The 24475-nt window shown below is 68.3% G+C and carries 24 protein-coding genes; 19 read left to right on the forward strand and 5 right to left on the reverse strand.

Going from position 1 to position 24475, the window contains the following annotated elements; translation table 11 throughout:
* Positions 1 to 157: 157 nt before the first annotated feature.
* From N1027_RS12765 to N1027_RS12800, 8 genes are all read left to right on the forward strand, one after another.
* Positions 158 to 808, forward strand: coding sequence for a TetR/AcrR family transcriptional regulator (locus N1027_RS12765; protein ID WP_259508446.1), 651 nt, complete (start codon positions 158 to 160; stop codon positions 806 to 808).
* A complete protein-coding gene (locus tag N1027_RS12770) occupies positions 805 to 2073 on the forward strand; it encodes an MFS transporter (RefSeq protein ID WP_259508448.1) in 1269 nt (422 codons plus the stop codon). The genes N1027_RS12765 and N1027_RS12770 overlap by 4 nt, the downstream gene beginning before the upstream one ends.
* Complete coding sequence (locus N1027_RS12775; RefSeq protein ID WP_259508450.1) at positions 2070 to 3341, forward strand: alanine racemase; 1272 nt, start codon at positions 2070 to 2072, stop codon at positions 3339 to 3341. The genes N1027_RS12770 and N1027_RS12775 overlap by 4 nt, the downstream gene beginning before the upstream one ends.
* Positions 3338 to 4651 (forward strand): D-arabinono-1,4-lactone oxidase, encoded by a 1314-nt coding sequence (locus N1027_RS12780; RefSeq protein ID WP_259508452.1) that lies wholly within the window; start codon positions 3338 to 3340, stop codon positions 4649 to 4651. Before N1027_RS12775 ends, N1027_RS12780 begins: the two co-directional genes overlap by 4 nt.
* Positions 4652 to 4653: 2 nt before the next feature.
* Positions 4654 to 6096 (forward strand): glycoside hydrolase family 1 protein, encoded by a 1443-nt coding sequence (locus N1027_RS12785; protein ID WP_259508453.1) that lies wholly within the window; start codon positions 4654 to 4656, stop codon positions 6094 to 6096.
* Between the two features lie 85 nt (positions 6097 to 6181).
* The gene (locus N1027_RS12790; protein WP_259508454.1) at positions 6182 to 6748 is read left to right on the forward strand and encodes a LemA family protein; all 567 of its coding nucleotides are present in this window, start codon (positions 6182 to 6184) and stop codon (positions 6746 to 6748) included.
* A 31-nt stretch (positions 6749 to 6779) separates the two neighbouring features.
* Positions 6780 to 7652 (forward strand): M48 family metallopeptidase, encoded by an 873-nt coding sequence (locus N1027_RS12795; protein WP_259508456.1) that lies wholly within the window; start codon positions 6780 to 6782, stop codon positions 7650 to 7652.
* A 97-nt stretch (positions 7653 to 7749) separates the two neighbouring features.
* Positions 7750 to 8679, forward strand: a complete 930-nt coding sequence (locus N1027_RS12800; protein ID WP_259508458.1) for a type IV toxin-antitoxin system AbiEi family antitoxin domain-containing protein — start codon at positions 7750 to 7752, stop codon at positions 8677 to 8679.
* A 13-nt stretch (positions 8680 to 8692) separates the two neighbouring features.
* Here the strand turns inward: N1027_RS12800 and N1027_RS12805 are convergent, their stop codons facing one another.
* Entirely contained in the window at positions 8693 to 9886 is a 1194-nt protein-coding gene (locus tag N1027_RS12805; RefSeq protein WP_259508459.1) for a winged helix-turn-helix domain-containing protein, read from the reverse strand.
* A gap of 188 nt (positions 9887 to 10074) precedes the next feature.
* Here N1027_RS12805 and N1027_RS12810 point away from each other — a divergent pair, with 188 nt between their 5' ends.
* From N1027_RS12810 to ilvA, 6 genes are all read left to right on the forward strand, one after another.
* Entirely contained in the window at positions 10075 to 11223 is a 1149-nt protein-coding gene (locus tag N1027_RS12810; RefSeq protein WP_259508461.1) for an ABC transporter substrate-binding protein, read from the forward strand.
* A gap of 21 nt (positions 11224 to 11244) precedes the next feature.
* Positions 11245 to 12144, forward strand: a complete 900-nt coding sequence (locus N1027_RS12815; protein WP_372499735.1) for an ABC transporter permease — start codon at positions 11245 to 11247, stop codon at positions 12142 to 12144.
* Positions 12141 to 13010: an ABC transporter permease gene (locus tag N1027_RS12820; RefSeq protein WP_259508462.1), complete on the forward strand. Its 870-nt coding sequence runs from the start codon at positions 12141 to 12143 to the stop codon at positions 13008 to 13010. The genes N1027_RS12815 and N1027_RS12820 overlap by 4 nt, the downstream gene beginning before the upstream one ends.
* Positions 13007 to 14092: an ABC transporter ATP-binding protein gene (locus N1027_RS12825; protein ID WP_259508464.1), complete on the forward strand. Its 1086-nt coding sequence runs from the start codon at positions 13007 to 13009 to the stop codon at positions 14090 to 14092. The genes N1027_RS12820 and N1027_RS12825 overlap by 4 nt, the downstream gene beginning before the upstream one ends.
* A 77-nt stretch (positions 14093 to 14169) precedes the next feature.
* On the forward strand, positions 14170 to 15354 hold the full coding sequence (locus N1027_RS12830; protein ID WP_259508466.1) for an AI-2E family transporter: 1185 nt from the start codon (positions 14170 to 14172) through the stop codon (positions 15352 to 15354).
* Complete coding sequence (ilvA, locus tag N1027_RS12835; RefSeq protein ID WP_259508468.1) at positions 15347 to 16591, forward strand: threonine ammonia-lyase; 1245 nt, start codon at positions 15347 to 15349, stop codon at positions 16589 to 16591. The genes N1027_RS12830 and ilvA overlap by 8 nt, the downstream gene beginning before the upstream one ends.
* A 15-nt stretch (positions 16592 to 16606) precedes the next feature.
* Here the strand turns inward: ilvA and greA are convergent, their stop codons facing one another.
* Positions 16607 to 17095, reverse strand: coding sequence for a transcription elongation factor GreA (gene greA / locus N1027_RS12840; RefSeq protein ID WP_259508469.1), 489 nt, complete (start codon positions 17093 to 17095; stop codon positions 16607 to 16609).
* A 76-nt stretch (positions 17096 to 17171) separates the two neighbouring features.
* Positions 17172 to 17615: a DUF4307 domain-containing protein gene (locus tag N1027_RS12845; protein WP_259508471.1), complete on the reverse strand. Its 444-nt coding sequence runs from the start codon at positions 17613 to 17615 to the stop codon at positions 17172 to 17174.
* Between the two features lie 98 nt (positions 17616 to 17713).
* Between N1027_RS12845 and mca the strand changes: the two genes are divergently transcribed.
* Complete coding sequence (gene mca / locus N1027_RS12850) at positions 17714 to 18571, forward strand: mycothiol conjugate amidase Mca (RefSeq protein ID WP_259508473.1); 858 nt, start codon at positions 17714 to 17716, stop codon at positions 18569 to 18571.
* A complete protein-coding gene (locus N1027_RS12855; RefSeq protein ID WP_259508474.1) occupies positions 18568 to 18852 on the forward strand; it encodes a hypothetical protein in 285 nt (94 codons plus the stop codon). Before mca ends, N1027_RS12855 begins: the two co-directional genes overlap by 4 nt.
* On the opposite strand, the gene trhA is transcribed toward N1027_RS12855, so the two are convergent.
* Positions 18747 to 19544 (reverse strand): PAQR family membrane homeostasis protein TrhA, encoded by a 798-nt coding sequence (trhA, locus tag N1027_RS12860; protein ID WP_259510362.1) that lies wholly within the window; start codon positions 19542 to 19544, stop codon positions 18747 to 18749. The two genes, N1027_RS12855 and trhA, sit on opposite strands and share 106 nt — an antisense overlap.
* A 280-nt stretch (positions 19545 to 19824) precedes the next feature.
* On the opposite strand from trhA, the gene N1027_RS12865 reads away from it, so the two are divergent.
* The 3 genes from N1027_RS12865 to N1027_RS12875 all read left to right on the forward strand — a co-directional run bounded on the left by N1027_RS12865 (position 19825) and on the right by N1027_RS12875 (position 22884).
* Entirely contained in the window at positions 19825 to 20610 is a 786-nt protein-coding gene (locus tag N1027_RS12865; RefSeq protein WP_259508475.1) for an isoprenyl transferase, read from the forward strand.
* Between the two features lie 223 nt (positions 20611 to 20833).
* A complete protein-coding gene (gene phoH2 / locus N1027_RS12870) occupies positions 20834 to 22204 on the forward strand; it encodes an RNA 5'-3' helicase PhoH2 (protein WP_259508477.1) in 1371 nt (456 codons plus the stop codon).
* A 95-nt stretch (positions 22205 to 22299) separates the two neighbouring features.
* Positions 22300 to 22884: a prepilin peptidase gene (locus N1027_RS12875; protein ID WP_259508479.1), complete on the forward strand. Its 585-nt coding sequence runs from the start codon at positions 22300 to 22302 to the stop codon at positions 22882 to 22884.
* A 154-nt stretch (positions 22885 to 23038) separates the two neighbouring features.
* Here N1027_RS12875 and N1027_RS12880 read toward each other — a convergent pair whose 3' ends face one another.
* Positions 23039 to 24454: a class II fumarate hydratase gene (locus N1027_RS12880; protein WP_259508480.1), complete on the reverse strand. Its 1416-nt coding sequence runs from the start codon at positions 24452 to 24454 to the stop codon at positions 23039 to 23041.
* Positions 24455 to 24475: the final 21 nt, after the last annotated feature.

Here is a 24475-nt window from a genome sequence, read left to right on the forward strand (position 1 = left end):
AGCGGGGTTTCGGATGGAATTCGGAGCCAGCCGTGTACAGATCGGCGGGTTTGCGCCATACTGACGCGACTGGGACGAATGACCCAGTCGAAGATCCCGCAGTCCGCAGTCCGCAGTCCGCAGTCCCGCAGTCCCGACGCAGCGAAGCAGGAGGCTCATGGCGCACATGCCCGTCGCCGAGCGTCGCACACGCTTGCTCTCCGCGGCCTTCGAGGTGATCTCGCGCTCCGGCGTGAGCGGCGCCACCACGCGCGCCATCGTCGACGAAGCCGGCATGAAACTCGCCAGTTTCCACTACGCCTTCGAGTCGCGCGAGGAACTGCTGGCGCAGCTCGTCGACGTGGTGGTCGAAACGCAAGAGGTGGTGCTCGACATCCCGGCCGACGGCGGCGGAGGGCTCTCCGACCTGCTCGAGCGCGGCTTGCTGAGCTACTTCGCGCAGGTGCGTGCGAATCCGTGGCGCGAACGGGCGATGTTCGAACTGACCCAGTACGCGCTGCGCACGCCGAGCATGGCCGGAGTCGCCGAACGGCAGTACGAGCGATACCGGGCGCTCGCCGAGGCGTCGCTGCACGAAGCGGCGGCGCGCACCGGATGCGTGTGGCGACTTCCCGTGTCCGAGCTCGCCGCCGATCTGGTCGCCCTCACCGACGGCATCACCCTCGCCTGGCTCGCCGACGGCGACGATGAGCGGGCCTCGCGCACCATCGCGTTCGCCGCCCGTGCGATCGCCGCGGAGGGAGCCTCAGCACCGGTTCCCGCATCGGCATCCGTTCCCCCGTCGCACCGAGAAGGACGCACCGCATGACCGCAGCACGCGAAGAGACCACGCCGAGCGCCCTCGCCGAACCCGTCCGCCGGGTCGGCGGCGGCTGGATCGCCCTGTTCGGCGCCGCCTGGCTCGGCATCTGGATGGCGCAACTCACGCCCGTTCAGCTCCTGCTGCCCCTACAGGTCGAGCAGCAGCTCGACGCCGCGAGCTGGACCGACAACGTCGTCGCCTTCGGCGTCATCTCGGCCATCGCGGGGGTCTTCGCCCTGATCGCCTTCCCGGTCACGGGCGCGCTCTCCGATCGCACCACCTCCCGCTTCGGGCGCCGCCGCCCCTGGATCGCCGGTGGCACCGTGCTCTTCGCCGTCGCCCTGTTCGCACTCGGCTTCCAAAGCGGGATGGTGGGCATCGGGGTCTGGTGGACGCTCGCGATCATCGGCTTCTGCGTGCTCTCGGCCGCCCTCACGGCGGCCATCTCCGACCAGGTGCCGGTGGGGCAGCGCGGCTTCGTGTCGAGCTGGATCTCGGCGCCCCAGGCCATCGGCCTCATCCTCGGCGTGCTGCTCGCCACCACCCTGTTCACCGGCCAGTTCCTCGGCTACACCGCGATCGCCGTGCTGCTGGTCGTGCTCGTCGCCCCGTTCTGCCTGTGGATGCCGGATGCGCGACTCCGCCGCGAAGAGCGCCCGCCGTTCACGATGAGGGCGCTGATCGAGGGCATGTGGGTGAGCCCCACGGCGCATCCGGACTTCGGTTGGACGCTGCTCAGCCGCATCCTCGTGAACATCGGCAACGCGCTCGGCACCACACTGCTGCTCTACTTCCTCATGTTCGGGCTGAACGACCCGAATGCCGAAGACGACCTGCTCGTGCTGATCGTGATCTACACGATCTTCGTGGTGATCGCCTCGATCGTGGCGGGCGCGCTCTCCGACAAGCTGGCCCGTCGCCGCGTGTTCGTGCTCGTGGCCTCGGTGCTGCAGGCGTTGGCCGCGCTGCTGCTCGCCTTCGTGCCCGAGCTGACCGTCACCATGGTCGCCGCGGCACTGCTCGGGCTCGGCTACGGATGCTTTCTCTCGGTCGACCAGGCGCTCGCGACGCAGGTGCTTCCCGACCCGGCATCCCGCGGCAAAGACCTCGGCATCATGAACATCGCCACGGCGGTGCCGCAGGCGATGGCGCCGCTGCTCGGAGCCGCCATCGTCTCGTGGCTCGGCGGATTCCCCGGACTGTTCCTGCTCTCGGCCCTGTTCGGGTTCGCGGGCGCCTTCGCCGTCTCACGCGTCAGGAGCGTCCGATGAGCCAGCCCTTCCGCCTCGACCTGTCGCCGGCGGCGGTCGCCGATGCGTCGCTCCGCCCGTGGCGCGACGAACAGCGCTATTGGCGCGGGTTGACGGAGGCGACGGCCGACCGCGAGCCGCCCGTCGCCGTCATCGGCCTCGAGGCCCTGCAGCACAATGCCCGCTCGATGCTGCAGCGGGCGGGGGGCAAGCCGATCCGGGTGGCGAGCAAGTCGATCCGGGTGCGGGCGGTTCAGGATGCGGTGCTCGCGGTGCCGGGCTACGCCGGTGTGCTCGCCTACACGCTCCCCGAAGCGCTCTGGCTGGCCGAGACCGTCGACGACGTGGTGGTGGGGTATCCGACTGTCGATCGAGCGGCGATCCGCGCGCTGGCCGCGGACGAGCAGCTCGCGAGCCGGGTCACGTTGATGATCGACTCGGTCGCCCACCTCGACCTCATCGACCAGGCCGTCTCACCCGACGCGCGTCCGCGCATCCGGGTGGCGATCGAACTGGATGCCGCGTTCACCTCGCCCGGGCTCGGACGGCTCGGCGTCTGGCGCTCGCCGATCGTCACGGTCGACGACGCCACCACCCTCGCCCGCGAGGTGGTGGCACGACGGGGCTTCGCCCTGGTGGGGCTGATGGCCTACGAATCGCAGATCGCAGGCGTCGGTAACCGGCCGAAGGGGAACGTCGTACGCGGCGCCGGCCGGGGTCGCGTGATCGACTGGATGCAGTCGCGCTCGGCCGCGGAGCTCGCCGAGCGGCGGGGCGCGGTCGTGGCGGCGGTGCGCCGCATCGCCGAACTCGAGTTCGTGAACGGTGGAGGCACCGGGTCGCTCGAGTCGACCGGCGCCGACTCCTCGGTCACCGAGATCGCCGCCGGCAGCGGGCTGTTCGGCGGCCACCTCTTCGACACCTACTCCCGGTTCACACCGGCGCCCGCCGCCGCGTTCGCGCTGCCCGTGGTGCGGAAGCCGCGCCCCGACATGGCGACTCTCCTCGGCGGCGGCTGGATCGCATCCGGACCCCCGGCGCCCGACCGGCTTCCCCAGGTGGTGTGGCCCCGGGCCACGCGGATGCAGGCGCGCGAGATGGCGGGCGAGGTGCAGACCCCGCTCTCCGGGCGCGGGGCCGCGGGGCTCCGGGTGGGCGACCGGGTGTGGCTGCGGCACACGAAGTCGGGCGAGCTCTCAGAACACGTCGACGAGTTCTGCGTGGTCTCCGGGTCGGACGTGGTCGACGTGGTGCCGAGCTACCGCGGCGAAGGAAAGGCTTTTCTGTGACGGCGTTGAACGGCGTGTGGCGCAACTGGGCGCGCACCGAATCGGTGAAACCGGTGCGCATCGAGCGGCCCGTGAGCATCGGCGCCGTGCAGCGTGCCGTGCGCGGTGCCGCCCGCGCGGGTCTGCGCGTGAAGGCCGTCGGTGCGGGGCACAGCTTCACGGGCATCGCAGTGGCCCCCGGCGTGCTGCTCGAGCTCGACGAGCTCACCGGCGTCGTCTCGGTCGATCGGGAGCGCAGCCGCGTCACGCTGCTCGGCGGCACGCGGCTGTTCGACCTGCCCCGCCTGCTGCGCCCGCACGGTCTGGCCATGGCGAACATGGGCGACATCGACCGGCAAACGATCAGTGGAGCGATCTCGACCGGCACGCACGGCACCGGCGCACAGTTCGGGGGCATCTCGACGCAGGTCACCGGTCTCGCCCTGGTGACGGCCGACGGCGAGCTGCTCCGGATCGACGAGGCGTCGAACAGCGAGCTGCTGCCGGCCGCCGCCCTCGGGCTCGGCGCGCTCGGCATCATCGTCGAGGTGACGCTGCAGTGCGTTCCCGCCTTCGTGCTCGAAGCCGTCGAGCGCCCGTTGCCCCTCGATGAGGTGCTCGGCGAGCTCGACTCGTACGTCGACGGTGCCGACCACTTCGAGTTCTACTGGTTCCCGGGCACGCGCACTGCTGTGACGAAGACGAACACGCGGGCGGACGCATCCGTCGCTCGGCGCCCGCTGCCGGCCGGGCGCGCCTTCTTCGACGACACCCTGATGGCCAACGGCATCTTCCGGGTGACCTGCGCCGCCGGCGCCCTCGTGCCCGCGATCGTGCCCCGTGTGAACGCGATCGCCGATCGTCTCTGGTCGAACCGGGAGTTCTCCGACCACTCGCACAAGGTGTTCGCCACGAAGCGCACCGTGCGGTTCCGCGAGATGGAGTACGCGCTGCCGGCCGCCGACGTGCCATCGGTGCTGCGGTCGATCGACGACCTCATCCAGGACAACGGATGGCGGATCTCGTTCCCGGTGGAGGTACGCTTCGCGAGGGCCGATGACCTGTGGCTCTCCACGGCGTCGGGCCGGGAGAGCGGCTACATCGCGGTGCACCGTTACTTCCGCGAGAACCACACCGAGTACTTCGAAGCCGTCGAGGAGATCATGAACGAGCATCAGGGCCGGCCGCACTGGGGCAAACTGCACACGCAGAACGCGGCGTCGTTGGCCGCGCTCTATCCGCGGCACGGCGACTTCGTGGCCCTTCGCAACCGCCTCGACCCCGAGCGCATGTTCTCGAACCCCTACCTCGACCGCGTGCTGGGGGCCTGAGGATGGCGGCTTCCAGCCCCGAGGAGCGGCGTGAGTTCGCGCGCGACCTCGGCTCCCGCCTTCCGCCCGGCTTCGTGCTGGGCACGGCGACGAGCGCCTTCCAGATCGAGGGGGCGACGCACGAGGGTGGCCGCGGCGAGTCGGTGTGGGACGCGTTCACCACGCAGCCCGGCCGCATCCTCGACGGATCGACCGCCGACCGCGCCACCGACCACTTCCATCGCACCGCGGAGGATGCCGCGCTGCTGCACGACCTCGGGGTCGACTCCTACCGCTTCTCGTTCGCCTGGCCGCGGCTGCAGCCCGAAGGCAAGGGAGCGCTGCGCCAAGCCGGGGTCGACTTCTACGAGCGGTTGCTCGACCAGCTCGACGCCGCCGGGGTCTCGACGATGGCCACCCTGTTCCACTGGGACACCCCGAACGAATTGCGCGGCGGCTGGTTCAACCGCGACACGGCGCAGCGCTTCGGCGACTTCGCCTTTCAGATGGGGGAGCGCTTCGGCGACCGGATCGGCTCCTGGGTCACCATCAACGAGCCGGCAACGGTGACGCTCGACGGCTATGCGCTCGGCGTGCACGCACCCGGTGCTGCGCGGTTGTTCAACGCCTTGCCGGCGGCGCACCACCAGCTCCTCGGCCACGGACTCGCCGTGCAAGCGCTCCGTGGCGCCGACGTGCCCGGCCCGATCGGCATCGTCAACGTGCACTCACCGGTCGTGCCCGTCTCGGGCTCCGACGCCGACGCGGCGTTCGCCGAGCTCTTCGACCTGCTCCACAACCGCATCTTCGCCGATCCGGTTCTGCTCGGCCGTTACCCCGACGCGCCGGAGGGCTTCGAGCCGCTGTTCTCGGCGCTCACCGACGTCGACCCCGCCGACCTGCTCGTCATCTCCGAGAAGCTCGACTTCTACGGGTTGAACTACTACATGCCCTCGAAGATCGCCGCCGGGTCGGGCGGTTCGGCCACCCCCGACGGAGCGTCGTCGGCGATGGCATCGCTGCCTTTCCACCTCGCGCCCTGGCCGGAGTTCCCGACCACCGGGTTTGGCTGGCCCATCGCCCCCGAGTTCCTCGGCACCGCGCTCGATGAGATCGCCACTCGCTACGGTTCGGTGCTGCCACCCGTCTACATCACCGAGAACGGCGCGAGCTTTCCGGATGCGATCACCCTCGACCCCGAGAACGGCACCCCCTACGTGCACGACGGCGCGCGGATCGACTACCTGGCGGCGCACCTCGACGCAGCGGTGCGGGCCGTCACCGGCGGGGGAGCGGCATCCGGAATCGACCTGCGCGGCTACTACGTGTGGTCGCTGCTCGACAACTTCGAATGGGCCGCCGGCTACACCCAGCGCTTCGGTCTGGTGCACGTCGACTTCGACGATTTCACGCGCACGCCGAAGGATTCCTACCACTGGCTGAGGCTCGTGTCGGAGTCGCGCTGAGGGCGGTGGCGAAGTTTGCCGCGAATTGCTGTGAGGACGCCTCAATCCCGCTGATAATGAGGGCCGCGCTCGTTATAGTTGTCGCATGGAATGGCTCATCCCGGTAATCATCGTCGTCGTGATCATTGCGATCATCGGCATCTACCTCTGGGCGACGTACAACTCGCTCGTCACGTTGAATGTGCGCGTCGATGAAGCCTGGAGCGACATCACGGTGCAGCTGAAACGTCGTGCCGACCTGCTGCCCAACCTGATCGAATCGGTCAAGGGCTACGCGGCACACGAGAAGGCGGTGTTCGAGAACGTCACGAAGGCACGGGCGGAGACTCTGTCCGCTCAAGGGCCGGCTGAGGCATCCGTCGCCGAGAACCACATGCAGACGGCGCTGAAGAGCATCTTCGCGGTGGCGGAGGCCTATCCGCAACTGCAGGCGAGCCAGAACTTCTTGCAGCTGCAGGCCGAGATCGTCGACACCGAAGACAAGGTGCAGGCGTCGCGCCGCTTCTACAACGGTGGCGTGCGTGAGCTGAACACCAAGATCAAGGTCTTTCCGAACACCCTCTTCGCCCGCAACCTCGGTTTCACCGAGCGCGAGTTCTTCGAGGTCTCCGACATCGCGGCCATCGCCGAGCCGCCGCGCGTGCAGTTCTAGTCGCTCGACACTCCCGACGTAGAACGGCTCCATGTACAGCGCGATAGCCAAGAACAAACGCAATACCGTCATCATCATCGCCCTCTTCCTGCTGATCATCGCTGGGCTGGGATATCTCGCCAGCGTGATCTACGGCAACCTCTCGATCGTGGTCATCACGGTCGTGGTGTCGCTCGGCTATGCCCTCATCCAGTACTTCGCGGCCAGCGGGCAGGCGCTCGCGATGAGCGGGGCGCGCGAGATCCAGAAGCGCGACAACCCGCGGCTCTGGCGCGTGGTGGAGAACCTGTCGATCACGACCGGCACACCGATGCCGAAGGTCTACATCATCAACGATCCGGCGCCGAACGCCTTCGCCACCGGGCGCGATCCGCAGCACGCCATCGTGGCCGCCACGACCGGACTGCTCGACATCATGGACGACGCAGAACTCGAGGGCGTCATGGCCCACGAGATCGGCCACGTGCGCAACTACGACATCCGTGTCTCGATGATCGTGTTCGGCCTCGTGGTGGCGGTCGGCTTCATCGCCGACATGTTCCTGCGCATGGCGTTCTTCGGGCGCAATAACAACAACAACAACCCGATCGTGCTGGTCTTCGGCCTGGCCGCCATCATCGTCGCGCCGCTCGTCGCGACGGTCGTGCAACTGGCGGTCTCACGACAGCGCGAATACCTCGCCGATGCGACGGGCGCCATCACCACCCGGCACCCGGATGCGCTCGCCAGCGCGCTCGAGAAGCTCGCCGCCTACGGCCGCCCTCTGCAGCGCCAGTCGTCGTCGATGTCGCACATGTGGATCGCCGACCCCAACAAGCCCGGCATCATCGACAAGCTCTTCAGCACCCACCCGCCGATCCCGGACCGTGTGAAGCGGCTGCACGAGATGGGCGGAGCCTTCTAGCTCCCGCCGTAACGCAGCAAATGAAGAGGACCGGTGCCGCATGGGCCACCGGTCCTCTTCATTCTGTGCATTATGGCGCGCCACCATAATAGTGAGCATGATTCAGCTCTATGGCATACTGGCGCGACTCGGTGGCGTGGCGTCGACGGCCCAGCTTTCGGCAGCCGGAGTCGCGACGAATGACGTGAAGAACGCCGTGGCGCGCGGAGATGTGGAGCGCCTCCGACGCGGGTGGGTGGCCCTTCCCGGTGCGCCTGAGTCCGTGGTGCGTGCCGTGCGTGTGGGCGGTCGCGTCTCCTGTCTGTCCGTGCTGCGGCCTGCGGGTCTCTGGTGTGCAACGGATCATCGGCTCCACATCCGGGTGCCGGCCGACGCGACGCGCCTGTCGTCGCCCCACGACCGCCGCGTGCCGCTCGGTCGCCCGGAGCGTTTCGGTGTCGTCGTACACCGCTCCGTGCGTGCTCCGTTCCTCGACGAACCCGAGGGGCCGGTCGATCCGTTCGGGTGGGCGCTGCTGCACGCCATCACGTGCCAGAGCAAGATGGACGCGATCGTCACGCTCGACTCGGCCCTCAAGCAGGGCCGGGTGTCCCGCACCGAGCTCGAGTTCCTGGGGGCGTGCCTGCCCGAGAAGTTCCGCGCGTACTTCGCGCTCACCGATCCGAATGCCGCGTCGGGCCTGGAGACGAAGGCGCGGCTGGGGCTTCGCCGGTTCAACATCGCTTCGCGCAGCCAGGTGAAGATCCGCGGCGTCGGATACGTCGACTTGCTCGTGGGCGACCGCCTGGTGGTCGAGACCGACGGGCGGGAGTGGCACACGAAGCCGGAGGCCTACCTCGCGGACCGCCGCCGTGATCTCGCCCTGGCCGAGCTCGGCTATCTGGTGCTGCGCCTGAGTTACGACCAGGTGATGGGGGAGTGGGTCCGCGTCGTGGGCGTGATTCAGGCGATCGTCGCACGCGAGGAGCATCGGTGGTCGCCGCGCCAGCTCCGCTCGGGTTTGGGCACAGGCGTCGAACTCGAATGATGCGCGCGGGAAGTCAGTTCGCAGCCAACTCCGCACGGAGCGCATCGGCCAGCGTGCCTCGGGCCATGACCTCCACGTCGCCGGGGAGGCCCTGCCACAGAGCCGCTTCGCGGAGGAGCTGTGCAATGCGCGGCACGTCGTCGGCCAGGAGCCCCGGCTCCGCCCAGGCCGCCTGCACGCGCAGCACCCCTGCCTGACGGTCGCTCTTGAGGTCGACGCGGGCCGGGATGCGGTCGTCGATCAGCACAGGCAGCACGTAGTAGCCGTAGACGCGTTTCGGCTGGGGGGTGTAGATCTCGATCCGGTAGTGGAAGTCGAACATGCGCAACGCCCGGTCGCGTTCCCATACCACCGGGTCGAACGGCGACAGCAGCGCTGCGGCCGCGAGACGCCGTGGCAGCCGTGCGTCACGATGCAGCCACGCCGGCCGGTTCCAGCCCGGCACGGTCACCGGCAGCAACTCGCCGCTCTCGACGAGGGAGTCGATGGCCGGCTGCGCATCGGTCTGCTTCAGCCGGAAGTAGTCGGCCAGATCTTTCGCCGTGCCGATGCCGTGCGCCCGCGCCGAGATCGACACCAGCTCCCGCACGGCTGCGGCGCGCGGCACCGTGGTGTTCAGCACCGACGTGGGCAGCACCTGCTCCGGCAGCCCGTAGGCGCGTTCGAACCGGATGCGCCCCGCCGACACGACGTCGCCCTGCCGGAACATCGTCTCCAGCCCCCGCTTGACGTCGGACCACCCCCACCACGGCCCCTGCCGCTTGTTCGACTCGTGCTCGATGTCGCTCGCGCGCAACGGACCTTTCGTCTCGAGTTCGGCCAGCAGCCACGCCATGGTCTCGGCGTTGGATGCGCCCCACGAGTTCGGGTGGGTGGCGAAGTAATCGCGGTAGTCGTCTTTGCGCCAGGCGAGCAGCGGCAGAGTCTCGATCGGGAGGAAGGATGCTTCGTGCGCCCAGTACTCCGTGACCGCGCGCCCGTAGGTCAGCTTGTCGAGAAGCGCCTTGTCGTAGCCGCCCAAGCGCGCGAAGACCGGCTGGTAGTGGCTTCGCTCGTAGACGTTCACGGAATCGATCTGCAGCAGCCCCAGGCGTCGCAACAGCAGACCGAACTGCCGGGTTCCGGGCTCCGCCGCCCGTGGCGCACCGAACCCCTGCGCGGCGAGGGCGATGCGGCGCGCCAGTGCGGGGGAAATCGTCTCGACCATCGGATACGACATTACTCACAGCCTCGGACATCCGGCCCCGGCCTCACCGGCGACGCCGTCATCTGCCGTTCATCGTGGGTTCAGAACGACGACGGCACCCGGACCACTCGCCACCCTAACGTCCAGTAGTCGGCCCTTCCCGGCAGAGAACAGCCCGTACACAGCGCGGGCGGCCTGGGGTCGTCACCATGGAGGACCACTTGTTCACGAAGCGCATCGCGATCGTCGGCGTCGCCGCCGCCGCGGCACTCGCCCTCGGACTCACCGGATGCTCGGCCAGCGCCACGGCGACCGATGACGGAAGCGGAACCGACGCCGCCACCGCCACCAACCTCGACGCCTTCGGAGGCCTCTCAGGCCTCGAAGACGCCGCCAAGGCCGAAGGCGCCCTGAACGTCATCGCCCTGCCCCGCGACTGGGCCAACTACGGCGCCGTGCTCGACGCCTTCGCCGAGAAGTACCCCGAGATCACGATCAACGAGGCGACTCCGGATGCCTCGAGCGCCGAGGAGATCCAGGCCGCCGAGAACCTCGCCGGCCAGGACACCGCGCCGGATGTCTTCGATGTCGGCGCTGCCGTCGCCCTCGCCAACACCGACCAGTTCGCGCCTTACCAGGTTGCCACCTGGGCCGACATCCCCGACGCCCTGAAGGAGCAGTCGGGTCTCTGGGTCGGCGACTACGGCGGATACATGGCCATCGGCTACGACCCCGACGCTGTTCCCGAGCCCACGAGCCTCGACGACCTGCTCGGCGCCGACTTCAAGGGCAAGGTCGCCATCAACGGCGACCCGACCCAGGCCGGTGCGGCTTTCGCCGCCGTCGGTATGGCCGCGGTGCAGAACGGTGGATCGGTCGACGACTTCCAGGCCGGCATCGACTTCTTCTCCGACCTCAACAAGGCCGGCAACTTCGTGAAGATCGACCCGACCCCCGCGACCATCGCGAGCGGCGAGACCCCCGTCGTCTTCGACTGGGACTACCTCAACGTCGGCTACGGCAACGACCTCGACGGTCAGCGCAACTGGAAGGTCACCATCCTCCCGGGCGACGGCTACGCCGGTTACTACAACCAGGCCGTGAACAAGGATGCCCCGCACCCCGCGGCTGCTCGCCTCTGGCAGGAGTTCCTCTACAGCGACGACGCCCAGAACCTGTGGCTCGCTGGTGGTGCCCGCCCGGTGCGCGCCGACGCGATGGCTGACGCCGGAACGATCGACGAGAAGCTCTTCGCGGCGCTGCCCGAGGTCGACGGCGACACGGTCGTTCCGGACGCCGACCAGTCCGCCGCCGCAGCGACCCTGCTCGGCGAGAAGTGGGCCGCTGCCGTCCAGTAGGACGCAGCGCAGGGACGACCGATGACAGACACGATCACCTCACCGGTCGTCCCTGCCTCCGCAGGACGCCGAGTGCGCTTCCCCACCAGCATGCTCGGCCTCGTGCCATTCGCGGCCTATGTGCTGCTCTTCCTCGGATTGCCCACCGTCATCGCCCTGGTCACGGGGTTCCTCGACGGTGACGGCGCCTTCACCCTCTCCAACCTGGCGGCTCTCGGCAATCCGGTGGTGCTCAACACCTTCGGCAACTCGCTCTGGCTGTCGGCACTCACCGCCGTGATCGGCGCCCTGCTCGGAGCCGTGTTCTGCTACGCCTTGATCGGCGCGAACCCCACCGGCGCACTGCGCTCGGTGGTCGACGCGGCCAGTGGGGTGCTCGCGCAGTTCGGCGGCGTGATGCTGGCTTTCGCTTTCGTCGCCACCATCGGCATCCAGGGCATGATCACGGTCTTCCTCCGCGACAGCCTCGGCATCGACATCTTCGCCAACGGCGTCTGGCTCTATGACACGCCAGGCCTCATCCTGCCCTACATCTACTTCCAGGTGCCGCTCATGATCATCACCTTCTCACCGGCGCTGGAGAGCCTCAAGCCCCAGTGGGCCGAGGCCAACGCCATGCTCGGCGGCAGCACGCTCAGCTACTGGCGGCACGTCGGCGTGCCGGTGCTGCTGCCCTCGTTCTTCGGATGTCTGCTCCTGCTTTTCGCGAACGCCTTCTCCTCCTTCGCCACGGCCGCCGCCCTCACGAGTCAGGGTTCGGAGATCGTGCCGCTGCAGATCCGCGGTGCGCTGACCAGTGAGACCGTGCTCGGCCAGGAGAACCTGGCCGGTTCGCTCGCCCTCGGGATGATCGTGGTGATGATCGTCGTGATGTCGATCTACTCGGTGCTGATGCGCCGGGCTGCGCGGTGGCAGCGATGAGCCGCCTCCTGCACGACGTGCACCCCGGACCCTCCCGTCGCACGCGCTGGATCATCGTCGGCGTCATCGGACTGCTCTTCCTGGTGCCGATCGCCGCCATGATCGAGTTCACTCTCCGTCGGGGTCTCGACGGAGGATACGACTTCAGCCGCTGGATCGCGGTGTTCGGCGGAGGTCTCGGCACCGAGTACAAGCCGATCTTCACGGGTCTCGGCAACTCGCTGCTGCTCGCCGTCGTCACCGTCGTGGTGATGCTGGCGCTGCTCGTGCCCACCATGGTGCTCGTGCGCATCCGCTTTCCGCAGTTGCAGCGGGTGCTCGAGTTCGTCTGCCTGATTCCGATCACCATTCCCGCCATCGTGCTCGTGGTGGGCCTGGCCCCGGTCTACTCGGTGATCGCCCGGATGTTCGGCAGCGGTGTGTGGACACTCGCCTTCGCCTACGGGGTCATCGTGCTGCCGTATGCGTTCCGTTCGATCCAGACCAACCTCGTCGCCGTCGACGTGGTGACTCTGAGTGAGGCGGCACGGTCGCTCGGCGCGGGCTGGCTCACCATCCTGTTCCGGGTGGTGGTGCCGAACATCCGTCGCGGACTGCTGGCGGCCTCCTTCATCTCGGTGGCGGTGGTGCTCGGCGAATACACCATCGCGGCGCTGCTGAACCGGGTGAACCTGCAGACGGCGCTGGTCGTCGTGAGCAAAGCCGACCCCTTCGTTGCCGTGATCTTCGCCCTGCTCGCCCTCGTCTTCGCCTTCATCCTGCTGATCGCGATCGGCCGCATCGGCGGCACCCCGTCCAGCACCGGGCGGCGACGACGCCGAAACCGCCGCGCTCTCCCTTCCCCTTCACAGAAAGCAGCCGCATGACGCTCTCGATCTCCCGCCCGCAGACCCTGCCGGTACCGGAGCGCTCGCCCGGCTCCCGGGTCGAACTCCGTGGCATCGTCAAGGAGTTCGCCGGCGGCCACCGCGGCCTCGACGGCATCGACCTGGTCATCGAGCCGGGCGAGTTCGTGGCCCTGCTCGGCCCGAGCGGCTGTGGCAAGACCACGGCCCTTCGCGTGCTGGCCGGACTCGAGGTCGCGACGAGCGGCACCGTGCTCATCGATGACGCGGATGTCTCCCGGCTGCCTGCGCGCAAGCGCGACATCGGCATGGTGTTCCAGTCGTACTCGCTCTTCCCGCACATGACCGCGCTCGCCAACGTCGAATTCGGGCTCCGGATGCGCAAGGTCGATGGCGACGAGCGGCGCCTCCGAGCGGGCAACGCCCTCGAGATGGTGGGCCTCGGCTCCTTCGGCGCCCGCTACGCCCACGAACTCTCCGGCGGCCAGCAGCAGCGGGTCGCGCTCGCGCGAGCCCTCGTCACCGAACCGCGCGTGCTGCTGCTCGACGAGCCGCTCTCGGCGCTGGACGCCCGGGTGCGGGTGCAGCTGCGCGACGAGATCCGGCGCATCCAGCAGGACTTCGGCATCACCACTCTCTTCGTCACGCACGACCAGGAGGAGGCTCTCGCCGTCGCCGACCGGGTGGCCGTGATGCGCGCCGGCAACATCGAGCAGATCGGCCCGCCCGAAGACCTCTACGCGAGGGCGACCTCGCCGTTCGTGGCCGAGTTCGTGGGGCTGAGCAACCGGCTGCGGGGCACGGCGAAGGCCGGCTGGGCGGAGCTCTGCGGCGTTCGGCTGCCGCTGCTGGACCCGACCATCAGCGACGGTGACGTGATCGTGTTCGTGCGGCCGGAGGACATCCGTTTCGCCCCGTCGGGTGTGCCGGTCGACGTCGTGTCGACCAGCTTCCTCGGTTCGTTCCGGCGCACGTCGGTGGCGCTGGAAGACGGCACGGTGATCTCGGTGCAGCACGGCGCGGGATTCGTGCCGGAGATCGATTCGCGGCTGCACCTCGAATTCGACGCCGCACCGGTGACGGCGAAGCCCTGGGAGTCCTGACGGCCTCCGCTGAGAGTCGCGCCCGAGTTCTCGAGCGCATGCGGGCGGCCGCATACGTCCGCTCCTAGACTTGGCTCATGTCAGACACGGAGCCGACGCCCAGGAAGGGTGTGAAGCGGCGCAAGACGACCCTCACGGGGTCGGAGGCGCATCCGTCGTCGCGCGCCCGAACGGGTGAGGACTCGGTGCCGCTCGGGATGCGCATAGCCGGGGCCTGGTCGTGGCGCATCCTCGTGGTGCTGGCCGTGCTGGGCGTGCTCGTCTTCTTGATCATCCAGCTCCGGCTGCTGATCATCCCTCTCCTGGTCGCGGTCGTGCTCTCCGCGTTGCTGGTGCCGTTCAAGAACTTCCTGGTGCGGCACAAGTGGCCGCGCTGGGCGGCGATCGCGGCCGCCGAGCTCGGCACCATCGTCGTCGTGGCGGGCCTGGTCTTCCTGGTGGTCACCCAGGTGACCTCCGGGTTCGATGACCTCCGCACCCAGTCGATGAACTCCTACAACGACCTCAAGGCCTTCCTCGCGAACTCGCCGTTGCAGGTCTCGGAGGCCGACTTCAACGCCTACGTGGCCCAGGCCTGGGATGCGATCCAGCAAGACAGTGCGGCCTTGCTCTCGGGCGCCGCGGCTCTCGGTTCGAGCGTCGGTCACATCCTCACCGGCGTTCTGCTCACACTGTTCTCGACCCTGTTCATCCTGATCGACGGCGCCCGCATCTGGTCGTGGATCGTGCGACTGTTCCCACGCCGGGCCCGATCGGCGACGGATGGCGCGGGCAAAGCCGGCTGGAACACACTGCAGAGCTTCGTGAAAGTGCAGATCCTGGTCGCATCGATCGACGCGGTGGGCATCGGGCTGGGTGCCTTCATCCTGCAGGTGCCGCTCGCCATCCCGATCGCCGTTCTGGTGTTCCTCGGCTCGTTCATCCCGATCATCGGTGCTGTGCTCACCGGCGCTGTTGCGGTGTTCATCGCGCTGGTCTACAACGGCCCCATCGTCGCCCTCATCATGCTGGGCGTCGTGCTGCTGGTGCAGCAGATCGAGGGGCACATCCTGCAGCCGCTCGTGATGGGCACGGCGGTGCGCGTGCATCCGCTCGCGGTGGTGCTCGCGGTGGCCGGCGGATCGATGATCGCCGGAATCGCCGGCGCCTTCTTCGCGGTGCCGGTCGTCGCCACCCTCAACGTCATGATCAACTACATCGCCGGGGGAACCTGGCGCGACCCGACCCTGCTGAGCCGTAAGGAACCTCCCCTGAATGTCTGAGTCCGACACCACTTTCGCGGGCCCCACCCTGGCCGACATCGAGAGTGCCCGCCTCCGCGTGGCGAAGGCCGCGCAGGTCACCCCGATGGAGAGCTCCCGCTACCTCGCCGAGATCGTCGGCTCGCCCGTGTACCTGAAGTGCGAGAACCTGCAGCGCACCGGGTCGTACAAGATCCGCGGCGCCTACAACCGCATCTCCTCGCTGAGCGACGCCGAGAAGGCAGCCGGTGTCGTGGCCGCGTCGGCCGGAAACCACGCCCAGGGTGTGGCGTTCGCCGCGCGCGAGCTCGGCATCAAGGCCACCATCTTCATGCCGATCGGCGTGCCGTTGCCGAAGCTGCAGGCCACCCGGAGCTACGGCGCCGACGTCATCCTGCGCGGTCACTCGGTGGAGGAGGCCATCCGTGCCGCCGCCGAGTTCTCGCACGCGACCGGTGCGGTCGTCATCCCGCCGTTCGATCACATCGACGTCGTCACCGGCCAGGGCACGCTCGGCCTCGAGATGCTCGACCAGATCCCGGATGCCGACACCTTCGTCGTGTCCATCGGCGGCGGCGGGCTGATCTCCGGCATCGCCAGTGCGGTCAAACAGCGCGCTGCCGCCGAGGGGCGCACCGTGCGCGTGATCGGGGTGCAGGCGGCGAACGCGGCGGCCTACCCGCCTTCCCTCGTGGCGGGGGAGCCCGTGCAGATCACGACCAGCCCCACCATCGCCGACGGCATCCAGGTGTCCCGCCCCGGCATCCTGAACTTCGAGATCGTCAACGACCTGGTCGACGAGGTCGTCACGGTCTCGGAAGCCGACATCGCGCGCGCCCTGCTCGTGCTGCTGGAGCGTGCGAAGCAGGTCGTCGAGCCCGCGGGAGCGGCGGGGGTCGCCGCCATCCTGGCCGGCCTCGTGAAAGACACCGGCACGACCGTGGTGGTGCTCTCGGGCGGCAACATCGATCCGTTGCTCATGCAGCGCGTGATCAGCCACGGGCTCGCCGCATCCGACCGCTACCTGAAGTTGCGCATCATGCTGCCCGACCGCCCGGGCCAGCTCGCCCGCACGGCCGAACTCGTGGCCGAGGCGAACGCCAACGTGGTCGAGGTGCAGCACACCCGGCACGGGCGTGGACTGCAGATCGACCAGGTGGAGTTGGAACTGCACATCGAGACGCGTGGTCCCGATCACCGCGACCAGGTGATCGCGAAGCTGCGCGACGCGGGTTTCGAACTCCGCGTCGACCAGTAGCCCGCCTCGCGGGGGTCAGCCCTCGAAGGTCTCCACGTTCGTGACCTCGACCGTGATGTCGCGACCATTGGGCGCCGTGTAGGTAGTGGTCTCGCCGATCTTCAGACCGATGATCGCGGAACCGAGCGGGCTCTGCGAGCTGTAGACGTCGAGATCCGCGTTGCCCGCGATCTCGCGGCTGCCGAGCAGGAACCGCTCCTCGCCTCCCGCGACCAGCGCCGTCACGACCACGCCGGGCTCGACCACACCATGACTCTCGGGCGTCGCGCCCACCTCAGCTGTGCGCAGGAGCTGCGTGAGCTGACGGATGCGGGCCTCGATCTTGCCCTGCTCGTCTTTCGCGGCGTGGTAACCGCCGTTCTCTTTGAGGTCGCCCTCTTCGCGCGCCATCTCGATGCGTTTGGCGATCTCGATGCGGGCGGGGCCGCTCAACTCTTCGAGCTCGTTCGACAGGCGATCGTACGCCTCCTGGGTGAGCCAGGTGATCTGAGTGTCTTCAGCCATCGAAATACTCCTTTGAGCTTGGACGCGCCGGGCATGCGTTCGCCCGAGCCGACCCGGCCCGGACGATCAGGAAAGACTATGTGAGCCAGCAGTCGTAAATCAAACCCGTGGATGCGAGTTCACTGGTTCGCACCGTCTCCGAGAACGACCGCGTGGCCTGATCGGATGAGGGCACGTCGATGATCTTCCAGCCCACCACCGCGAACTTCTCGCTGAGCGCCTGCACCGCACAGCTGGCGGTGGCGCCGCGCGGAACGGTGAGGTCGAACTCCACCTCGACACTCCGCGAGTCGATGACGGTGTGCGCGGTGTCCTGCGTGTCGACTGTCGCCGACGTGCCATCGAGGCCCGCCCAGACCACCCAAGCGGCGATGACCACGGCGACGCCGGCTCCGGCCACCCAGGCGATCAGCCGGCCGCGGAATCGGCGGCGAGCGGTGCGGCCGTAGCGCTGCTGCATCGCCGCCGACTCCGGCAGCGCAGCGGGTGGGGCGGGCTGCATCTCGTCGTCGGTGCTCACGCGGCATACTCCCGGGGGAAAACTATTACTGTTGGTGGTGGCTTGATACCAGGCTAATTGCTATTCCTGAGGAGTTGAGACCGCTGACGCTGCGCCTCATGGCCGTGCACGCCCACCCCGACGACGAGTCGAGCAAAGGCGCCGCCACCTACGCCTATTACCTCGACCGCGGAGTCGACGTGATGGTGGTCAGCTGCACGGGCGGTGAGCGTGGTTCGGTGCTCAACGAAGGTCTCGAGCCGAGAATCTGGGCCGAACGCGACATGGCGGGCCTTCGCCGCGTGGAGATGGCGGCCGCGCAGGCAGCCGTGGGCTTCCAGCACCGCTGGCTCGGCTACGCCGACTCCGGATATCAGGAGCCCGGGTCGGGCGACCCGGTGCCCGTCAATTCCTTCGGCGCCATCCCGGTCGCCACCTCGGCGGCCCCGTTGGTGAAGCTGATCCGCGAATACCAGCCGCACGTGCTCATCACCTACGACGAGAACGGCGGCTACCCGCACGCCGATCACATCCGCTGCCACGAGATCTCGGCGCTGGCCTACGAGGCCGCCGCCGACGCATCCCGCTATCCCGATGCCGGGCCGGCCTGGCAGGTCTCGAAGCTCTACTACGACCGCATCATGAACCCGAAGCGGTTCGAAGCCGTCTACAACCTGCTCGAATCCGAGGAGCCCGAGAACCCCTTCCTCGCCCAGCTCACCGAGATGCGCGGCTGGATGCAGGATCGGCCCTACCTCGCGACGGTCAGCATCCCGTCCGGGCCGTTCTTCGACGTGCGCGACACCGCGCTGCGCTCGCACGCCAGTCAGGTCGCCCCCGACCATCCCTTCTTCTTCTGGCCGAACGATCTGCAACAGCGCGCGTGGCCCTACGAAGACTTCCAACTGGCCGACACGCGCGTGGCAGTGCCCTCGCCCGAATCCGACCTCTTCGACGGGATCGAGGACGAGGCATGATCGGCGCTCTGCTCTCTCTTGCCGGCACCGTGCTGGCAGATGACGTCACGACCCCCGATCCCGACACCGTCACTCCCGGTGTCATCGGCTTCATCGTCACGTTCCTGGTCGCCATCGTGACGGTGCTGCTGATCATCGACATGGTGCGCCGGGTGCGGCGGGTGAACTACCGCGATCAGGTGCGGCAGCAGCTCGAGGCCGAGCTCGCCGCGAAGAACGCGGCCGAGGGCACGACGACCGACACCACGACCGATGACGGTGCGGAGCCCGGTTCCCGCTGAAGTCCGCCGTTGAAAGGCGGATTGATCGCGAGGAGAAGGATGGCGGTCCAGTGGCAGAGGAATGCCACGACCGTCAACGCGTGGAAGATCTCGTGGAATCCGAAGCGGCCCGGGAACGGGTTCGGCCGCTTGAAACCGTAAGCGATGGCCCCCAGGGTGTACGCGAGCCCACCGGCGGCCACCAGAACCATCGAGGCCGGGTTGGCCTGGAAGATGTCGACGAAGTACATCACCGCCGCCCAGCCCAACGCCAGGTAGAGGATGACGTAGAGCCATCGAGGTGCGTGGATCCAGAAGACCCGGAAGCCGATGCCGAGCAACGCACCCGCCCAGACGGCGCCGAGCAGCAGCACGCCCTTCTCGGGTGGCAGCGCGAGCACGGCGATCGGGGTGTACGTGCCGGCGATGAGTAGAAAGATGTTGGCGTGGTCGATGCGCTTCAACAGCAGCTTCGTCTTCGGCTTCCAGTTGAAGCGGTGGTAGAGCGCCGAGTTGCCGAAGAGCAGCATCGAGGTGAGGGTGAACACCGCACTCGCCCATTTCGCCGGGGCACCCTGGGCCACGGAGATGAGCACGATGCCCATGGCGATGGTGAACGGGAAGGTGCCGGCGTGGATCCAGCCCCGCCAGGTGGGTTTCAGCTCGGCGACCGGATGCTCGATGACGTCGTCGAGGAACGGGATGTTGGGCATGTCGGGGCCGCCGTCGGCCGGAGTGTCGGGCTGCTCATCCGCTCGACCCCGCGCATCCGTTGTGCCGGCGAGCTGACTCGCCCGCGTCTCGGGGCCGGGATGGGCGCCGGGCTCGCGCCGGGGATCGGCGGGGGCGGGAGAATCGGGCGCTGCCATGCAGCCAGACTACGCCAGCGGCACCGCACGACCCCTGGGAGTGCGAGGCCGAATGAGCCTTCGCCATCGGCCGCATTCGGCCTCCGTGCAGGTGGACCCCGCCGCGAGCGAGTAGCGTATCGATGTGTCGAATCGCCAGCAGAGGGTCGGGAAAGGGCTGCTCTACCGTCTCTACCAGCGGCGCATCCGCAAGCACCTCGACGGATCGGTGCTGCCGAAGCACGTGGCCATGATCCTCGACGGCAACCGGCGGTGGGCCAAGCAGCGGTCGCTCGAGACGGCGGCGCACGGCCACCGGGCGGGAGCTGCGAAGTTCCTCGAGTTCCTGGTGTGGTGCGACGACCTCGGCATCGAAGTGGTGACGCTCTACCTGCTCTCCACCGACAACCTCAAGAATCGTTCGGGCGAAGAGCTCGGCGAGCTGATCGAGATCATCGCCGATCTGGCCGACGACATCTCGCGTTACCGCGACTGGCGGGTCAAACACGTCGGAACGGATGTCGGCCTGCCCGAGCCGCTGATCGCCGCCCTCGACGGCGCGGAGGCCCGCACGGCCGACCGCAAGGGGATGCACGTCAACCTCGCCATCGGCTACGGCGGCCGGTCGGAGATCGAGGATGCGGTGCGGAGCATCATCCAGAAGCACAAGGCGCTCGGCCACGGGCTCGACGAGCTCGAAGCGGCCATCGACCAGGAGCTCATCGGCGAGCACCTCTACACCGGTGGCCAGCCCGACCCCGACCTCGTCATCCGCACCTCGGGGGAGCAGCGGCTCAGCGATTTCATGCTCTGGCAGTCGGCGCACAGCGAGTTCTACTTCATGGAGGCGCTCGGTCCCGACGTGCGCGAGGTCGACTTCTTGCGGGCCTTGCGGGACTACTCACGTCGCCAGCGGCGGTTCGGGAGCTGAAGCGACATCCGGTACCCGAATTACACGCGTGTAACACGAAGTTAATCCAATTGGGAGCGTGTCGTAACCCACTCCGGGCCGGACAGTCGTAGCGTCAGTGTCATCAGGCATGGCGCCTGATCGAGACGGCCACATAAGTACGTTTCGACACTCTGACTGTGGCCCTATCGCCTACTGATCCGAGCGCCGCGCGCTCGGGGTTGGAGTGGACGTGGCCGAGCCCATGACTCACAAGACCAGCGGGACCGACACCGGAAAGGATGCACGAAGCACCACCCAGACAACGAGCGCGACATCGACGACCGAGGTGACCTACGTACTGGACACCTCGGTTCTTCTGTCCGACCCGAAGGCGATCTTCCGCTTCGCCGAGCACGCCGTCGTTCTGCCGGTGATCGTGATCACCGAGCTCGAGTCAAAACGGAACGACCCTGAGATCGGGTACTTCGCCCGCCAGGCACTCCGTAACCTCGACGAACTGCGTGTGCAGCACGAGCGGCTCGACTTCCCGATCGCGGTGGGCACCGATGGAGGATCGTTGCGGGTGGAGCTCAACCACTCGAACATGTCGGTGCTGCCTTCCGGTCTCCAGCTCGGCGACAACGACACGCGCATCCTGGCCGTGGCGATGAATCTCGCGAACGAGGGCTTCGCCGTCACCGTGGTCTCGAAAGATCTGCCGCTGCGGGTCAAGGCGGCTTCGATCGGTCTCGCGGCCGAGGAGTACCGGGCCGAGTTGGCGGTGGACTCCGGATGGACGGGGCTGGCCGACATCACGCTCGGTTCGGATGCGATGTCGCGGCTCTACGACGAGGAGAAGCTCTCCACGCCGCTGGTGCGCGACCTGCCTGTGAACACCGGTCTGGTCATCCACTCCGACCGAGGATCGGCGCTCGGGCGCGTGACCTCGCGCGACTCGTTCCAGTTGGTGCGGGGCGACCGCGACGTCTTCGGGCTCCACGGTCGGTCGGCCGAGCAGCGCGTGGCGATCGACATGCTGCTCGACCCCGAGGTCGGAATCGTGTCGCTGGGAGGTCGAGCCGGTACGGGGAAGTCCGCTCTGGCCCTCTGCGCCGGTCTCGAAGCGGTGCTCGAGAAGCAGCAGCACAAGAAGATCATGGTCTTCCGGCCGCTCTACGCGGTGGGCGGCCAGGAGCTCGGCTTCTTGCCCGGTGACGCGGCGGAGAAGATGAACCCCTGGGCTCAGGCGGTGTTCGACACGCTCGGATCGCTGGTGTCGCAGAACGTGCTCGACGAGGTGATCGACCGGGGCATCCTCGAGGTGCTGCCGCTGACGCACATCCGTGGGCGGTCGCTGCACGACGCCTTCGTGATCGTCGACGAGGCACAGTCGCTCGAGCGCAACGTGCTGCTGACGGTGCTCTCGCGCATCGGCCAGAACTCGCGGGTGGTGCTGACGCATGACGTGGCGCAGCGCGACAACCTGCGGGTGGGCCGGCACGACGGCGTCGCGAGCGTCATCGAGACACTCAAGGGTCACGCGCTCTTCGGGCACATCACGCTGACGCGCTCGGAGCGCTCGGCGATCGCGGCGCTCGTCACCGAGATGCTGGAGTCGAACGAGCTGGCGTAGCGCTCTTCTCCTGCACCGATTCAGCTGAGGCCCCGGTCGTCCACGGATGTGGTGACCGGGGCCTTGCTGCGCTTCGTGCTCCCTAGCGTGGCGGAATGGAGTTCTGGCCGCCCATCTTCGTGCTCGTGCCGCTCGCGCATCTCGCCGCGGTGACAGTACCGCTGGTGGTGATCGACGCGCGCACGTTGCGCCTGCCGAACGCCCTTGTGTTGCCGGGCCTGGCGGTGCTGGGGTGGGCCCTCGTGTGGGCGGCGTTCGCCGAACCGGCGACCACCGTTTCGGGGGTGGCCGGAGCAGTCGGCACCGGCGTTGTGGTGCTTGCCGTCTGGATGCTCGGCGGTGTCGGCATGGGCGACGTCAAGCTGGGCACATGGCTCGGCGGCCTGGCCGGCATGACGGGAGTGGTCGAGCATCCGCCCCCGCCCACGCAGCTGGCGAGCACGGTGGAGCAGTCTGGCGCACCGGTGTGGATCGCCAGCGTGGTCGAGCAGCCGGGCGTGCTGCTGTCGGCGGCGGGTCTGGTCGAGCAGCTGAGCCCGCTGGTGGGCGGTCTGGCAGCAGCGGCGGCTTTGGGGGTTGCGGCGGTGCTCGGCGACCCGCACGGCCGCATCCCGTTCGGCCCCCCGCTCCTGGCCGCCTTCTGGTGTGCCACCCTCCTCGCCTTGCCGCCAGCCCCCTGACCCCGCCCGCTCCGCGCGGCACCCGCCCTACCCCGAACTCACCCCCCCCCCCCCCGAAACTTCGGAGAAAGCGGCCGGAGGAGGGAAACGACGGAGGCTGCGACCGTCCTGGGTCGCAGCCTCCGTCGTTTCGGCGCGTGTCGCGCGGGGCGGGCTACTTGGCGGCCGGCGGGCGCGTCATCGAGAGCACGTCGAGCGCCGAGTCGAGCTGCTCGAGGCTGACCTCGCCGCGCTCCACGAAGCCGAGGTCGATGACGGCCTCGCGCACGGTGATCCCGCGAGCGACCGAGTGCTTCGCGATCTTGGCTGCCGCTTCGTAGCCGATGATGCGGTTCAGCGGGGTCACGATCGACGGCGACGACTCGGCCAGCGCGCGGGCACGATCGAGGTTGGCCTCGAGCCCAGCGACCGTCTTGTCGGCCAGCAGCACCGACGAGTTGGAGAGCAGGCGGATCGACTCGAGCAGCGCCGTTCCCATCACGGGGATCGCCACGTTCAGCTCGAACGCCCCGGATGCGCCTGACCAGGCGATCGAGGCGTCGTTGCCGATCACGCGCGAGCAGACCATCAGCACAGCTTCGGGAATGACGGGGTTGACCTTGCCCGGCATGATCGAGGAGCCGGGCTGCAGGTCGGGGATGTGCAGCTCGCCGATGCCGGTGTTCGGCCCCGAACCCATCCAACGCAGGTCGTTGCAGATCTTGGTGAGCGAGACGGCGAGAACGCGGAGAGCTCCGGATGCTTCGACCAGCGAATCCCGGGCTCCCTGAGCCTCGAAGTGGTCGCGCGCTTCCGTGATCGGCAGGCCGGTCTCGTCGGCGAGCAGCTTGATGACGAGCTGCGGGAAGCCGGCCGGGGTGTTGATGCCGGTGCCGACCGCGGTGCCGCCGAGCGGAACCTCGGCCACGCGGGGCAGGGCCGACTGCACGCGCTCGATGCCGAGCCGGATCTGCATGGCGTAGCCGCCGAACTCCTGGCCGAGGGTGACGGGCGTCGCATCCATCAAGTGCGTGCGGCCCGACTTCACGGCGTCGGCCCAGAGCACGGCTTTCGCCTCGAGTGCCTCGGCGAGGTGCTCGAGCGAGGGGATCAGATCGTGGATCAGCGCGCTCGTCACGGCGACGTGCACCGAGGTGGGGAAGACGTCGTTCGACGACTGCGAGGCGTTGACGTGGTCGTTGGGGTGCACGGGGGAGCCGAGCGCACTGGTGGCGAGCGAGGAGAGCACCTCGTTCATGTTCATGTTCGACGAGGTGCCGCTGCCGGTCTGGTAGACGTCGATCGGGAAGTCGGTGTCGAACTCGCCCGCGACCACGCGGTCGGCGGCTGCGGCGATGGCATCGGCGATTCCCGTGTCGAGCACGCCGAGCTGAGCGTTCGCGATGGCGGCGGCCTTCTTGATGCGAGCGAGTGCGGCGATCTGCGCGGGTTCGAGCACGTCACCCGACACCGGGAAGTTCTCGACCGCGCGCTGGGTCTGCGCGCCGTAGAGCGCCGCTGCGGGCACCTTGACCTCACCCATGGTGTCGTGCTCGATGCGGTACTCGATGTCCTGGGCGTTGTCCACCACTGTGTGGTCGTCCTTTCGTGT

Source organism: Herbiconiux aconitum, from assembly GCF_024979235.1.
GTDB classification, from domain to species: domain Bacteria; phylum Actinomycetota; class Actinomycetes; order Actinomycetales; family Microbacteriaceae; genus Herbiconiux; species Herbiconiux aconitum.

Excerpts from the sequence above, each read along its gene's own strand:
- N1027_RS12765 (WP_259508446.1), top strand. The coding sequence starts at position 158 with ATGGCGCACATGCCCGTCGCCGAGCGTCGCACACGCTTGCTCTCCGCG.
- N1027_RS12770 (WP_259508448.1), top strand. The coding sequence starts at position 805 with ATGACCGCAGCACGCGAAGAGACCACGCCGAGCGCCCTCGCCGAACCC.
- N1027_RS12775 (WP_259508450.1), top strand. The coding sequence starts at position 2,070 with ATGAGCCAGCCCTTCCGCCTCGACCTGTCGCCGGCGGCGGTCGCCGAT.
- N1027_RS12785 (WP_259508453.1), top strand. The coding sequence starts at position 4,654 with ATGGCGGCTTCCAGCCCCGAGGAGCGGCGTGAGTTCGCGCGCGACCTC.
- N1027_RS12790 (WP_259508454.1), top strand. The coding sequence starts at position 6,182 with ATGGAATGGCTCATCCCGGTAATCATCGTCGTCGTGATCATTGCGATC.
- N1027_RS12795 (WP_259508456.1), top strand. The coding sequence starts at position 6,780 with ATGTACAGCGCGATAGCCAAGAACAAACGCAATACCGTCATCATCATC.
- N1027_RS12800 (WP_259508458.1), top strand. The coding sequence starts at position 7,750 with ATGATTCAGCTCTATGGCATACTGGCGCGACTCGGTGGCGTGGCGTCG.
- N1027_RS12805 (WP_259508459.1), bottom strand. The coding sequence starts at position 9,886 with ATGGTCGAGACGATTTCCCCCGCACTGGCGCGCCGCATCGCCCTCGCC.
- N1027_RS12810 (WP_259508461.1), top strand. The coding sequence starts at position 10,075 with ATGGAGGACCACTTGTTCACGAAGCGCATCGCGATCGTCGGCGTCGCC.
- N1027_RS12815 (WP_372499735.1), top strand. The coding sequence starts at position 11,245 with ATGACAGACACGATCACCTCACCGGTCGTCCCTGCCTCCGCAGGACGC.
- N1027_RS12820 (WP_259508462.1), top strand. The coding sequence starts at position 12,141 with ATGAGCCGCCTCCTGCACGACGTGCACCCCGGACCCTCCCGTCGCACG.
- N1027_RS12825 (WP_259508464.1), top strand. The coding sequence starts at position 13,007 with ATGACGCTCTCGATCTCCCGCCCGCAGACCCTGCCGGTACCGGAGCGC.
- N1027_RS12830 (WP_259508466.1), top strand. The coding sequence starts at position 14,170 with ATGTCAGACACGGAGCCGACGCCCAGGAAGGGTGTGAAGCGGCGCAAG.
- ilvA (WP_259508468.1), top strand. The coding sequence starts at position 15,347 with ATGTCTGAGTCCGACACCACTTTCGCGGGCCCCACCCTGGCCGACATC.
- greA (WP_259508469.1), bottom strand. The coding sequence starts at position 17,095 with ATGGCTGAAGACACTCAGATCACCTGGCTCACCCAGGAGGCGTACGAT.
- mca (WP_259508473.1), top strand. The coding sequence starts at position 17,714 with ATGGCCGTGCACGCCCACCCCGACGACGAGTCGAGCAAAGGCGCCGCC.
- N1027_RS12855 (WP_259508474.1), top strand. The coding sequence starts at position 18,568 with ATGATCGGCGCTCTGCTCTCTCTTGCCGGCACCGTGCTGGCAGATGAC.
- trhA (WP_259510362.1), bottom strand. The coding sequence starts at position 19,544 with ATGCCCAACATCCCGTTCCTCGACGACGTCATCGAGCATCCGGTCGCC.
- phoH2 (WP_259508477.1), top strand. The coding sequence starts at position 20,834 with ATGACTCACAAGACCAGCGGGACCGACACCGGAAAGGATGCACGAAGC.
- N1027_RS12875 (WP_259508479.1), top strand. The coding sequence starts at position 22,300 with ATGGAGTTCTGGCCGCCCATCTTCGTGCTCGTGCCGCTCGCGCATCTC.